Origin of the sequence: Bradyrhizobium yuanmingense, assembly GCF_029167105.1 — a bacterium.
Lineage (GTDB): Bacteria > Pseudomonadota > Alphaproteobacteria > Rhizobiales > Xanthobacteraceae > Bradyrhizobium > Bradyrhizobium yuanmingense_A.
On record NZ_JARFML010000012.1, the window covers coordinates 102,786 to 115,690 of the forward strand.

At 64.9% G+C, this 12,905-nt stretch carries 12 protein-coding genes; 5 read left to right on the forward strand and 7 right to left on the reverse strand.

The genetic code is table 11. From position 1 onward, the window contains the following. Window positions 1–183 precede the first annotated feature (183 nt). On the forward strand, window positions 184–930 hold the full coding sequence (locus P0R31_RS17580; protein ID WP_275515149.1) for an OmpW/AlkL family protein: 747 nt from the start codon (window positions 184–186) through the stop codon (window positions 928–930). 88 nt (window positions 931–1,018) lie between these two features. On the opposite strand, the gene P0R31_RS17585 is transcribed toward P0R31_RS17580, so the two are convergent. After that, on the reverse strand, window positions 1,019–1,714 hold the full coding sequence (locus P0R31_RS17585; RefSeq protein WP_275515152.1) for a DUF1013 domain-containing protein: 696 nt from the start codon (window positions 1,712–1,714) through the stop codon (window positions 1,019–1,021). 263 nt (window positions 1,715–1,977) lie between these two features. Between P0R31_RS17585 and ispH the strand changes: the two genes are divergently transcribed. From ispH to rnhA, 3 genes are read left to right on the forward strand one after another with little or no spacing between them, the layout of a single operon-like run. After that, window positions 1,978–2,946 carry a 4-hydroxy-3-methylbut-2-enyl diphosphate reductase gene (gene ispH, locus P0R31_RS17590; protein WP_157283056.1) on the forward strand — a complete coding sequence of 323 codons (969 nt, stop codon included), beginning with the start codon at window positions 1,978–1,980 and terminating at the stop codon, window positions 2,944–2,946. A gap of 6 nt (window positions 2,947–2,952) precedes the next feature. Further along, window positions 2,953–3,936 (forward strand): homoserine kinase, encoded by a 984-nt coding sequence (locus P0R31_RS17595; protein ID WP_275515153.1) that lies wholly within the window; start codon window positions 2,953–2,955, stop codon window positions 3,934–3,936. Continuing rightward, on the forward strand, window positions 3,933–4,397 hold the full coding sequence (rnhA, locus tag P0R31_RS17600) for a ribonuclease HI (protein ID WP_057028258.1): 465 nt from the start codon (window positions 3,933–3,935) through the stop codon (window positions 4,395–4,397). The genes P0R31_RS17595 and rnhA overlap by 4 nt, the downstream gene beginning before the upstream one ends. Window positions 4,398–4,506: 109 nt before the next feature. Here the strand turns inward: rnhA and P0R31_RS17605 are convergent, their stop codons facing one another. From P0R31_RS17605 to P0R31_RS17630, 6 genes are all read right to left on the reverse strand, one after another. Further along, complete coding sequence (locus tag P0R31_RS17605) at window positions 4,507–4,992, reverse strand: peroxiredoxin (protein ID WP_028180275.1); 486 nt, start codon at window positions 4,990–4,992, stop codon at window positions 4,507–4,509. Between the two features lie 108 nt (window positions 4,993–5,100). Beyond that, a complete protein-coding gene (locus P0R31_RS17610) occupies window positions 5,101–5,655 on the reverse strand; it encodes a DUF924 family protein (RefSeq protein WP_275515154.1) in 555 nt (184 codons plus the stop codon). A 15-nt stretch (window positions 5,656–5,670) separates the two neighbouring features. Then, the gene (locus tag P0R31_RS17615; RefSeq protein WP_275515155.1) at window positions 5,671–7,356 is read right to left on the reverse strand and encodes a long-chain fatty acid--CoA ligase; all 1,686 of its coding nucleotides are present in this window, start codon (window positions 7,354–7,356) and stop codon (window positions 5,671–5,673) included. Window positions 7,357–7,546: 190 nt separating this feature from the next. Beyond that, window positions 7,547–9,091 carry a D-alanyl-D-alanine carboxypeptidase family protein gene (locus P0R31_RS17620; protein WP_275515156.1) on the reverse strand — a complete coding sequence of 515 codons (1,545 nt, stop codon included), beginning with the start codon at window positions 9,089–9,091 and terminating at the stop codon, window positions 7,547–7,549. 189 nt (window positions 9,092–9,280) lie between these two features. Further along, the gene (locus P0R31_RS17625) at window positions 9,281–11,077 is read right to left on the reverse strand and encodes a glucan ABC transporter ATP-binding protein/ permease (RefSeq protein WP_275515157.1); all 1,797 of its coding nucleotides are present in this window, start codon (window positions 11,075–11,077) and stop codon (window positions 9,281–9,283) included. Between the two features lie 82 nt (window positions 11,078–11,159). Beyond that, window positions 11,160–12,209 (reverse strand): ABC transporter substrate-binding protein, encoded by a 1,050-nt coding sequence (locus P0R31_RS17630; protein WP_275515158.1) that lies wholly within the window; start codon window positions 12,207–12,209, stop codon window positions 11,160–11,162. 225 nt (window positions 12,210–12,434) lie between these two features. Between P0R31_RS17630 and P0R31_RS17635 the strand changes: the two genes are divergently transcribed. Further along, the gene (locus P0R31_RS17635) at window positions 12,435–12,794 is read left to right on the forward strand and encodes a hypothetical protein (RefSeq protein ID WP_275515159.1); all 360 of its coding nucleotides are present in this window, start codon (window positions 12,435–12,437) and stop codon (window positions 12,792–12,794) included. The last annotated feature ends 111 nt before the right edge of the window (window positions 12,795–12,905 follow it).

Genomic DNA, 12,905 nt, shown 5'->3' on the forward strand with positions numbered 1-12,905 from the left:
CGGCACTATGCTGCCGCGCCACCCGCTTCGCATTCGCGCTTTCCGTGACACATCTGCAACGCCGGGGCCAAATCGCGTCGCGATAGTCCTGGTTTGATCGGCATCAAATCCTTCGCCATCCTCTTTCTGCTCTGACGCTGATGTCGCGCAACGACGCGTGGACATGGTTGAAGGGGATTGAAAATGGTTGGAACGATAAGAAACGTGGCGCGGGTCGCGACGCTCGGCGTGATGCTCGTGGGCACTTTTGCATCAGTGCAGGCGGCAGATCTGCCGGTCTACAAGAAGGCGCCGGTGCCGGTGGAGGCGTTCAATCCGTGGATGGTGCGCTTGCGGGTGCTCGGCGTATTGCCGGATGCGGGCGGGAGTACCGTCAATGTCGCCGGCGTGCCTTCGCTGTCGTCGCCGAATTCGGGCCTGTCGATCAGCGACCAGGTCGTGCCCGAGCTCGATATCAGCTATTTCTTCACCAAGAACATCGCGGCCGAATTGATCCTGGGCGTGACCAGGCATTCGATCAGCGGCACCGGCTCGCTCGCGAATCTGCCGATCGGCAAGACCACGCTGCTGCCGCCGACGCTGACGCTGCAATATCACTTCGACCAGTTCGGCGCGTTCAAGCCGTATGTCGGCGCGGGCGTGAACTACACCGTGTTCTTCAACAATTCCGCCGCCAACGTGCCGGCCGCAATCGTCGGACCGCCCGCGATCGTCGCCACCACCACCAATCTGCATGTCAGCAATGCCTGGGGCGGCGCGGTCCAGTTCGGCTTCGACTACATGATCGACCGGCACTGGGGTCTCAACGTCGACGTCAAGAAGCTCTGGCTGCGCCCGAACTACAGCGCCACCGTTTCTGGCCTGCCGGTCACCGGCACCGCGCATATCGATCCCTGGCTGGTCGGCGCGGGCGTGACGTACAAGTTCTGACCCGACGCCCGGCTCTGGCGCAAAAACAAAAGCGCGGCAGGTTTTCCTGCCGCGCTTTTTGCGTTTGAAACGAATGACGAGAGGAGGATTACTCCTCCTCTTCCTCCTGCTTCTTGCCGCCGAGCGTCTTCAGCTTGGCGAACACGGCGTCGACGTTGAGGTCGTCGCTGGACTTCTCCGCGGGCTCGTACTCGTCCTTGCGGGTGGTCTCGGAGGCCGGCAGCAGGGTGGCGCCGCCATAGGCTGCGTCGATCGGCTTTTCCTTCGCCGCGCGCTGCACCTCGAAATCGAGTTCGATCTGCGAGCACAGACCGAGCGTGACCGGGTCGATCGGGGTCAGAGCCGACGTGTTCCAATGGGTACGGTCGCGCACGCTCGCGATCGTGCTCTTGGTGGTGCCGACCAGGCGCATGATCTGGGCGTCCTTGAGCTCCGCATGGTTGCGCAGCAGCCAGAGGATGGCGCTCGGGCGCTCATGGCGGCGCGAGACCGGGGTATAACGCGGGCCCTTGCGCTTGGGCTGGGGCGGCAGCACCACCTTGCTCTCCTGAAGGCGGAGCCGATAGTCCGGGTTCTTCTCGCCCTTCTCGATCTCCTCGCGGGTCAGCTGGCCATTGGAGAGGGGATCCATGCCCTTGATGCCCTGGGCGGCGTCGCCGTCGGCGATGGCGCGCACCTCGAGGGGATGCATCTTGGTGAAATCGGCGACCTGGTCGAAGGTCAGCGCGGTGTTGTCGAGCAGCCAAACGGCGGTCGCCTTGGGCATCAGAGGTGCGTTGCTCATGGCAAATCTCCTTTGTGCTTCGCCCACCCCTCTGGAGGCGAAACCGGTGGTCATCAGCGATGACAGGGAATTCGCGCTATATAAGCCTTGAGGGGGTAGCCATGCAATGGTTCTGCTATAGATAGTGCCTTGACACCGCCTGAAAGGGGGCCCAATTCCCTTTGAACCGCTGTAGGGTTCAAGCCGACAGTTTTAAGCCCAATTCCATCCATCGACCGCCCCCGCCAGAAGGCGAACGGGTGATTCGGTCCCGAGATCGCTCAATGTCAGCCAAACCAGACCTCAAGATCGTGCTTTGTTCTCCTCGCGGCTTCTGTGCCGGGGTGGTCCGGGCGATCGACACCGTGGAACGAGCGCTCGATAAGTACGGCGCCCCCGTCTATGTTCGCCACGAGATTGTGCACAACAAGTACGTCGTCGATGGGTTGAAGAAGAAGGGCGCCATCTTCGTCGAGGAGCTCGCCGAAATCCCGGAGAATACCACCGCCCCGGTGGTGTTCTCGGCCCATGGCGTGCCGAAGTCGGTTCCGGCCGACGCCCAGTCCCGCAACCTGTTCTCGCTGGATGCGACCTGCCCGCTGGTGACCAAGGTGCATCGCGAGGCCGCGATCCATTTCAAGCGCGGCCGCGAGATCTTCCTGATCGGCCATTCCCACCATCCCGAGGTGGTCGGCACGCTGGGCCAGCTGCCGCCCGGCGCCGTGACACTGATCGAGACCGCCGAGGACGCCAAGACCATCACGCCGAAGGACCCCAACAACCTCGCCTTCGTGACGCAGACCACGCTGTCGATCGACGACACCGCGGAGATCGTCGCGCTGCTCAAGGAACGCTTCCCCAACATCAACGGGCCGCACAAGGAAGACATCTGCTACGCCACCACCAATCGCCAGCTCGCCGTGAAGAAGGTGGCGCCGGTGGTGGACGCGCTCATCGTGGTCGGTGCTCCCAACTCGTCGAACTCGCAGCGCCTGCGCGAGGTTGCCGAGCGCGAGGGCTGCAAGATCGCGGTGCTGGCGCAGCGCGCCACCGACATCGACTGGGGCAGGTTCGGCAACATCAAGAGCCTCGGCATCACCGCGGGCGCGTCCGCGCCGGAGGTGATCGTCGAGGAGATCATGGACGCCTTCGCCGAGCGCTATACGCTGCACGTGGAGACGGTCTCGGCCGCGGAAGAGAACGAGTTCTTCCCGTTGCCGCGTCAGGTGCGCCCCGAAGCTGCCGCCGAGTAGACCTTGATGGCGGTCTACACCGACGTCGCCGCCGACGAGCTTGCGGATTTCCTGAAGCAATACGATCTCGGCGAATTGCTCTCCTACAAGGGCATCGCCGAGGGCGTCGAAAATTCCAACTTCCTGCTACACACGAGCAAAGGCTCGTTCATCCTCACGCTGTACGAAAAGCGCGTGGCGAAGAACGATCTGCCGTTCTTTCTCGGACTGATGACGCACCTCGCCGAGCACGGCGTCAATTGTCCGCTGCCCGTGAGGGGACGCGACGGCGAGGCGTTGCGCGAGCTCGCAGGCCGGCCTGCCGCGATCATCACCTTTCTCGAAGGCGTCTGGCCGCGCAAGCCGAACGCGACCCATTGCGCCGGGGTCGGCGAGGGGCTGGCCCGGATGCACCTGGCCGGCGCCAATTTCGCGGTTCCGCGCGCCAATGCACTCTCGGTCGCCGGCTGGCGGCCGCTGTTCGATGCGGCTTCGGATCGTGCAGACGAGGTGCAGCCGGGGCTGCGCGCCTTCCTCGCCGCCGAGCTCGATTATCTCTCGAGCGGGGTCTGGCCGAGCGACCTGCCCGAAGGCGTGATCCACGCCGACCTTTTCAACGACAACGTCTTTTTTCTCGGCGACAAGCTCTCGGGGATCATCGACTTTACCTTCGCCTGCAACGACATGCTGGCCTATGACGTCGCGATCTGCCTCAACGCCTGGTGCTTCGAGCCGGATCATTCCTTCAACGTCACCAAGGCGCGCGCCTTCCTCAACGCCTATGGCCGCGTGCGCAAGCTGAGCGAAGCCGAAGAGGCCGCGCTGCCGCTCTTGGCGCGGGGCGCTGCGATCCGCTTCCTGCTGACGCGCCTGGTCGACTGGCTCAACGTGCCCGCAGGCGCGCTGGTCAAGCCGAAGGATCCGCTCGAATATGTCCGCAAGCTGCGCTTCCATCAGAGCGTGACGAGCGTGCGCGATTATGGGTTGACCCCGTCGGGGCTGGTGGCGTGAGCGAGCTACCCAATGTCACGATCTATACCGACGGCGCCTGCTCGGGAAATCCGGGGCCGGGCGGCTGGGGCGCGATCCTGAAGTTCGGCGACAAGGAGAAAGAGCTGAACGGCGGCCAGCCGCACACCACCAACAACCAGATGGAATTGATGGCGGCGATCTCGGCGCTCGAAGCGCTGAAGAGACCGTGCACGGTCGATCTCTACACCGACAGCCAGTATGTCCGGCAGGGCATCACCGGCTGGATCTTCGGCTGGAAGCGCAACGGCTGGCGCACCGCCGACAAGAAGCCGGTGAAGAATGTCGAGCTATGGCAGCGCCTCGACGCCGCGCTGAAGCAGCACGAGGTCCGCTGGCACTGGGTCAAGGGCCACGCTGGCCACCCCGAGAACGAGCGCGCCGACCAGCTGGCGCGCGATGGCATCGTCAAGGCGCGGTTGCAGCAGCGGGTGAGGGAGTAGGTGTCATTCCGGGGCGCCCGAAGGGCGAGCCCGGAATCCATTCCTTACGCGTTGTGACGTGAGATGGATTCCGGGCTCGCGCTGCGCGCGCCCCGGAATGACCAGAGTCTTACAGCTGCCCGAGCAGCGTATCGCCGCCGGAGACCTCGACCTTGCCGGGCATCGCCTCGAGGTTCAACTTCTTGACCACGCCGTCCTCGATCAGCATCGAATAGCGCTTGGAGCGGATGCCGAGGCCGTTGGCGGAGGCGTCCAGCTCCATGCCGATCGCCTTGGTGAAGTCGGCATTGCCGTCGGCGAGGAAGACGGCCTCGTCGCGCTGGTCGGTGTCGCGCTTCCAGGCGTTCATGACGAAGGCGTCGTTGACGGAGACGATGGCGATGGTGTCGACGCCCTTGTCCTTCATGGCATAGGCGTTGAGGAAGATGCTCGGCAGATGCATCTTGTGGCAGGTGCCGGTATAGGCGCCGGGCACCGCGAACAGCGCCACCTTCTTGCCCTTGAAGATGTCGTCGGTGGTCTTCACCTGCGGGCCTTCCGCCGTCATCACGCGGAATTTCGCCTCGGGCAGCTTGTCGCCAATCTGGATCGCCATCGTCAGTCTCCCTGAAAATCGGTCCCGCTTTTTAGACCGGGCGGCGGGTCTGCACAATATTGCCGGCGGGGAAAGCGGCAGGGCCCCGTGGCCCTCACCGTGATGTCATCAGCCGGCAAAACCGCCGCCGTCGAGGAAGGCCTGCTCCTCCTCGGTGGTGTCGCGGCCGAGGAGACGGTTGCGGTGGGGAAAGCGGCCGAACCGCGCGATGATGTCGGCGTGGTCGCGCGCGTATTTCAGGCTTTCGGCATTGTCGGTGTTTTGAAACAGCGCGACGCAGTGCAACTGGTCGGCCAGGTGCTCGGAATGCATGAAGGGCAAATAGAGGAATTCGAGCAGGAGGGGATCGACTCTGCGATCGACGCCGCGCGCGATGGCGCGGCGGACAACGTCGCGCGCCTGCGCGTCGCTGGCAAAGGCCTGCGGCGTGCCGCGAAACATGTTGCGGGGAAACTGGTCGAGCACGATGACGAGCGCGAGCGCGCCGTCGTCGCTCGCCTCCCATGACGCCAGCTCGCCAGCGGCCGCCCTCTGCCACAGCGAGAGAAAGCGGCGTCGTATCTCCGCATCGAAAGCATCGCTGCGCTCGTACCAGCGTTCGCGCCCGGCCTCTCGCCAGAAGGCGAGAACGCCTGATGGCGTGATGTCGTGGGCGTCAGCCATGAACGGAGGCGCGCCTTACGCCGCCTCCGCCTTCTTCTCGTCGCGCAGCTGCCGACGCAGGATCTTGCCGACATTGGTCTTCGGCAGGTCGTTGCGGAATTCGACGTGCTTGGGCACCTTGTAGCCGGTGAGCTGGTCGTGACAGAACTTGATCACGGCATCCGCCGTGAGGTTCGGGTCCTTCTTCACCACGAAGGCCTTCACCGCTTCGCCCGACTTGGAATCGGGGATGCCGATCACCGCGCATTCGAGCACGCCCGGATGGCTCGCGATGACTTCCTCGACCTCGTTCGGATAGACGTTGAAGCCGGAGACCAGGATCATGTCCTTCTTGCGGTCGACGATCTTGATATAGCCTCTCTCGTCCATCACGCCGATGTCGCCGGTGCGGAAATAGCCGTCCGCGGTCATCACCTTGGCGGTCTCCTCCGGCCTGTTCCAGTAGCCCGACATCACCTGCGGACCCTTGGCGCAGATCTCACCCGCCTGGCCGAGCGGCACCTCGTTGCCCTCGTCGTCGCGGATGGAGATGTAAGTCGACGGCACGGGGATGCCGATCGAGCCGGCGAAATCGGTCGCCGTCGGCGGATTGCAGGTCAGGACAGGCGACGTCTCCGACAGGCCGTAGCCCTCGGCGATGCTGCAGCCCGTGATGTTCTTCCATTGCTCGGCAACGGGGCGCTGCACCGCCATGCCGCCGCCGTTCGAGATTTTCAGCTTGGAGAAGTCGAGCTTTTTGAAGTCGGGATGGTGCATCAAGGCGTTGTAGAGCGTGTTCACGGCCGGGAAGGTGTTAACCTGGTATTTCGCCAGCTCCTTGATGAAGCCGGGTATGTCGCGCGGGTTCGGGATCAGCAGGTTGCAGCCGCCGGCACGCACAGCCAGCAGATAACAGGCCGTCAGCGCGAAGATGTGATAGAGCGGCAGCGCGCAGACGATCATGAGCTGGTCGACATGCGGCGGCGCGGCGAGCGCCGGCTGCAGCCACGCATCGTTCTGCAAGACGTTGGCGACGATGTTGCGGTGGAGCAGGGTGGCGCCCTTGGAGACGCCGGTGGTGCCGCCGGTATATTGCAGGAAGGCGACGTCGCCCGGCGACAGCTTCGGCTTGTTGAACGTCATGCCGCGGCCGGCGGATAGCGCGTCGTTGAAGGAGACCGAGCCTGGCAGCGACCAGGCCGGTACCATCTTCTTGACCCGGCGGACGACGAGGTTGACGATCACGCCCTTGAAGCCGAGCAGGTCGCCCATGCTGGCGACGATGACGTGCTTCACCTGCGTCTTCGCGATCACCTGCTCGACGGTGTGGGCGAAGTTTTCCAGCACGATGATCGCTTCGGCGCCCGAATCCTTCAACTGGTGCTCGAGCTCGCGCGGCGTGTAGAGCGGGTTGACGTTGACCACCGCGAAACCGGCGCGCAACACGGCGGCCGTCGCGATCGGGTATTGCAGCACGTTCGGCATCATGATGGCGATCCGCGCGCCGCGCTGCAGCCCGCGGCCCTGCAAGTAAGCGGCAAGCGCGACCGACATCTGGTCGAGGTCGCGATAGCTGATCGACTTGTCCATGCAGATGAATGCCTTGCGGTCGGCGAACTTGATGAAGCTCTCCTCCAGCAGGTCGACCAGCGATGCGTATTGCGTCGGCTCGATATCGGCGGGCACGCCGGGTGGATATTGCTTGAGCCAGATGCGCTCCATGGAAGACTCCCCTCATTGACCAAGGCCCGTTGTTCTCGGGCTTGCCTCGTTGCCGCCAGTATCCAGCTTGCCGGAACGGGTGGCAAGCGGTCGTGGCTTAGGGCAAAGGTCGGGGCGTCGCTACTGGAATCGTCGCAAAACGGCGCTGCCGCACGTGCGAAGCGCGGGCGCGATCAGCTCCGAAGGGACGTCAGCTGTTGTTGGCCGGCTTGGCAGGGGGCTTGGCGGCCGCGGGCTTGGTCGCTGCGGGGTTGGTCGCTGCGGGGTTGGTCGCTGCGGGGTTGGTAGCTGCCTTGGGCTTGGCAGGTTTGAGGGTCTGGTCGCCCGCTGCCGCCGGCTTTTCGGCAGGTTTCGCCGCGTCGGGTTTGGCTGCGGTATGCTTGGGTCCGGCCGGCTTGGCTGCGGCCGGTTTGGCTGCGGTCTTGCCGTCGCTCTTGCCGTCAGCCTGCTTGGCGTCGGGCTTCGTGGCCGCTGTCTTGGCCTCCTTGGGCTTATCTGCCGGCTTGTCGGCAGCGTCCGGCTTGTTGGCGACGCGCGACTTCTTGCCACGCGGTTTGGACGCCGCCGTCTGCTGGTCGGCATCGGCCGCGACAGCTGCAATCAGCGCCGTCCCGGTGCGGGTCGGGCCCGTATAGACCAGCACAGGCTCCGTGGCCGCCGGCGCCGAGGCCATCAGCTCGGAGGCCTTCATCATGGGCGGCTGGAGGCTGGCGGTGAAGAAGGTGAACTGGGCTTCGCCGCCGGTGGTCGAGGCCGATCCGGACGTGGCGCCATTGGCCGCGATCAGGGCACCGTCGTCGTCGCTGGCCGGACGCTTGCGGTGAGGCCCGCACATCTCGTCGCGCAGGTTCGGCGGCGTGGCGTCGACCGGCACGAGATTGTCGACCGTGCCGAGCGAGGGGCGCAGCCAGGTGAGGTTGTCCGGAGCGAAGCCACGCTCCAGCAGCTGCGCCGCCTTGACCGCGCGCGCGGTGCCGGAGTTCGCACCGAGCACCACCGCGATCAGCCGGCGGCCGTTGCGCGTGGCCGAGGCGACGAGGTTGTAGCCGGAGGCGCAGATGAAGCCGGTCTTGAACCCGTCAGCGCCAGGGTAGCGGCCGATCAGCTTGTTGAAATTGCCGGTGACGCGCTTGCCGAAGCGGATCGCCGGGATGTGCACGAAGTACTCGTATTCCGGCAGGTCGCGCAGGAACGAGCGCGCCAAGATGCCGAGGTCGCGCGCCGAGGTGATCTGGCCTTCGGCGGGCAGGCCGTTCGGATTGACGTAGCTCGTCTGCGTCATGCCGAGCTTCTTCGCGGTGTCGTTCATTACCGCGGAGAAGCCGTCGACCGAGCCGGCGACGCCTTCGGCGAGCACCACGGCCATGTCGTTCGCCGATTTGACCATCATCATCTTCAGCGCGTTGTCGACGGTGACTTGGGTTCCCGGGCGGAACCCCATCTTGGATGGCGATTGCGAGGCCGCGGTCGGCGACACCGTGAGCAGCGTGTCGAGCGTCAGCCTGCCGTCCTTGACCGCCTTCAGCGTCACATAGGCGGTCATGATCTTGGTGACGGAGGCCGGGTACCAGGGAAGGGTCGCGTTTTCGGCCTGCAGCACCTTGCCGCTGTCGGCCTCGATCAGCAGCAGCGCTTCGGCGCTCGCTGTGCGCGGCGCGAGCATCGCGGCACAGGCGAGCATCGCAGCGAAGAGGTTGAACAGGGATTTGCGAAGCAGCGGGCGAAGGGCGTGCACTATCCGATTCCGGTCCTTGGAGATCCGCCCGATACGGCCGGTTCTCGTGATCTGATTGTCGGTTCTGAAATCCAGCGCCGCCGCTTGCGGCGTCGCAAACCTATACCGGCTGGTGCGTCGAGAATAGGGGGCTGGGCGCGGTATTCCGCAACGAAGTAGGCCGAATTTCGACGGTCCTCTCGGGACTTGCTAGGGGGATTTGACAGCTGTCGCGGCAGCCTCGGCGGCCGTCACGCTGGCCCGTGCGTTCTCCTGCACCATGAACTGGGCCTTGGCCATCTCCGCAAAATGGCCGCCTTTGGCCACGAGTTCATCGAAAGTTCCGGTTTCGATCACCCGTCCATTCTCGAACACTAGGATCCGCGTGGCGTTGCGGATGGTAGAGAGGCGATGGGCGATCACGAAGGTGGTGCGGCCCCTCATCACTTCGTCGAGAGCGGCGTTCACCTTGACCTCGGTGACCGCGTCGAGCGCGGAGGTCGCCTCGTCCAGGATCAGGATCGGCGGGTCCTTCAGCAGGGCGCGGGCGATCGAGAGCCGCTGCCGTTCGCCGCCGGAGAGCATGCGGCCGCGCTCGCCGGCATTGGTCTCGAAACCGCCGCTGCGCTCGATGAATTCCAGCGCCTGCGCGCGCTCCGCCGCCTTACGCATCTCGGCCTCGGTCGCATCCGGCTTGCCGACGCGCAAGTTCTCCGCGATCGAGCGGTTGAACAGCAGCGCTTCTTGGAACACGACACCAATGTTCCGTCGCAGCGAGGTCAACGTGACGCCGCGCACGTCCATGCCGTCGATCTTGATGACGCCGGATTGCGGATCGAAAGCGCGGTGCAGGAGCGCAATCGCGGTGGACTTGCCGGCCCCGGTCGGGCCGACCAGCGCAATGGTCTGGCCCGGCAGCGCGGTGAAGGTGAGGTCCTCGATCGCCGGCCGCTTGCCGTCATAGGAGAACGTGACGTCGTTGAACTCGACGAGGCCCGACAGCCTGCCGGCATCGATTGCGTCGGGACGGTCGTGCACTGCGGGCACGGCGTCGAGCACATTGAAGAACTCGCGCAGCCGCGGAGCTTCCATGAACACGTTGTTGATGAAGCTGACCACCTGCTCGAGCTTCTGGATCAGCAGCGTCGCGAAGCTCACGAACATCACGATCTCGCCGACCGAGGTCAGGCCCTGGTCGTGCAACGCGATGCCGAGGGTGAAGATCGCGAGCACTGTGATGGTGGTGGAGGCGCGCGTGATCACCGTGACCAGCGCCCACCACGACAACACCGGCATCTGCGCGGCCAGCAGCTCGTCGGCGACCGAGCGCAGCCCTTTGACCTCGGATTCGACGCGCACGAAGCTCTGCACCAGCGCGACGTTGCCGAGCGCATCCGACGCGCGCGCGGAGAGCTCGCTGTAGTGCTCCTCGACCGCCATCTGCATGCCGAAGGTCCTGCGCACCACGAAGGTGGTCAGCGCCGTGAAGACGATGCAGAGCACGAACAAGAGGATCGCCAGCCGCCAGTTCAGGTAGAGCGACAACGGCAGCAGCACCAGGACCGAAAGGATCGCGGCAAAATGCTCGCGGAAAAAGCCGAGCCACAGCCGCCACAGCGCGTCCGTGCCGTTCAGCATGACCTTCATCAGCCGGCCGGAATGGGTGCCGGAGTGGAAGGTCAAGGGCAGCTGCAGGATGTGCTCGAAATAGTCGGTCAGCACCGCCTGGCGCTGGCGATGCGAGAGCCGGTCGGCCTGCAAGGCCACCAGCGCGCTGCAGACGATGGTGAACAGTCCGAACGCGACCCAGGCGACCAGGAACGGCCAGGCCGAGCTCGAGCCGGCCACGGTCTTGCCCGAGAGCACGTCGACGATCCGGCCGAACAGCACGGGCTCGGCGAACTGGGATGCCGCCAGCAGGAGGTTGGCGACCGCGAGCAGCCAGCCCAGCCGTGCCTCCTTGCCGAGCAACTCGAGAACGCGGGTGTAGAGTCGGAGGATGAACATGCGGGCGGGGGACTCGGTGACGGCGGAGCCCACATTCTAAGCAGGGACCGCCGCGAGATACAGCGCAAGCTTTCAGTTTTGCTCAGTTGATCAGCCGCTCTGGCAGCGGCGGCAGGAACTGGCCATCGAAGACGTCGCGAGCCGTCGGCCGTTTGCGGAATTTGAAGTCCTGCGCGATCTGATCGATCGAACGTTCCAGGCGCGCCGGCTCGACGCCGCCGAGGCCGTTGCGCTTGACCTCGTCGGTCAGGATGTTGTCGGCAAGGACCGCGTGCAGGCGCTTCAGCTCCAAATTGCGATCGCCGTCGTCGATGCGGCTCGCGGCCTCCTCCGCCGCACGCGCCGGCTCCCTGGCCGTCGCTGTGATGCCCGCGATCAAGGCGCGGATGAAGCCCTTCACGGCGTCCGGCTTCGCTGCGGCGAAGGCGGTGTTGGCCACTACGGCAAAGCCGTAGGCCTCACAGCCGTAGTCCGCATAGCGCAGCACCACGAGATCGGCTTCGGGCACGCCGCGATCGCGCAGGTTCACCGCCGAGAGGTAGCTGAGGCCGGCGACGGCATCGACCTGTCCCGCGGACAGGATCGGCTCGCGCACCGCGGCACTGATCTTGTGGAATTTGACGTGCGATGCCTTGATGCCGTTCTGCTGCGCCAGCGCCGGCCACAGCCGCATCGACAGATCGCCGTCGGCAACGCCGACGGTCTTGCCGTCGAGGTCGGGCAGGAGACGGATGCCGCGGCTCTTGCGCGCGACGATCGCGTAAGGCGCGCGGTCGAACAGCACGAACACGGCCTTGACCGGCGCCGCGGCGTCCTTGTCACGAAAGCGTATCAGCTCGTTGATGTCGACGAGCGCGAGCTCGCTGTCGCCTTTGGCGAGCCGTGTGAGCGCCTCCGGCGACCCGCTCGCGCCGTTGAAGGACACGTTGAGATGCTCGGCGCCGAACCTGCCGTCCTTCGCCGCAAGGAAGAATGGCGCCATGCTCGCATCGATGGGACGGTCGAAGGTGAAATGGATGGCAGTCGAGGGAGTGTCGCTCCCGGCCGCAATGGCTTCGCGCACCGTCGATACCGCGAACGCGATTGCAAGGGCCAGCAGGCACTGAAGGGCGATCGTCTTGAATCCGGACATCGGTCGCGCCGGCCCCGCATTGTTATGGTTTCGTGACGCTTGCAGCGCCGGCCTGCGACGAACGTGCGCGCGCGAACATGAACGGCGGATGAGCGGGCTTGCGGCATCGTTACGCAACCCCGTTCAGCTTGTGTTGGGGTTGGGGAACCTACTTAGGTGGTGAGTGTTTGACAGACATCAGCCTGTCGTCAGGCACAATCCGAGGTCCCAAGGAGGGTCCAGATCATGTTTGACAGCCTTTCGAAGTTCGTCGGCCGCAAGGCCGTTCTGGCCACGGCCGCCGTGGTGGCCCTGACTGCGGCTGCACCCAGCGCCTCTTACGCGGGCGGTCGTCATTGGCATGGCGGTGGTGGCGGCGCCGCTGCTGCCGCGATGTTCGGCCTCGCCGCGACCGGCCTCGCGATCGCAGCCAGCCGCAATGCCTACGCCTATGATCCGGGTCCGGTTTACTATTACGAGGGCGGCCCGGCCTATTACAGCGGCCCCGGCTATGGTTCCTATTATTACGACTCGGGCAACCGCTACACCTATGGCGGCTACAAGAACCCCTGTGCCCACGGCTATTCCGGCTACAGCTGCTATTGACCGATCGGCCATTCTGATCGACGAACAGGCCGTCGCTTGCCGCGGCGGCCTGTTTTTTGCTTATCTTGTCGCGTGTTAACACGCCGGCCATTTGTTTCGAGTAGTTTTGCG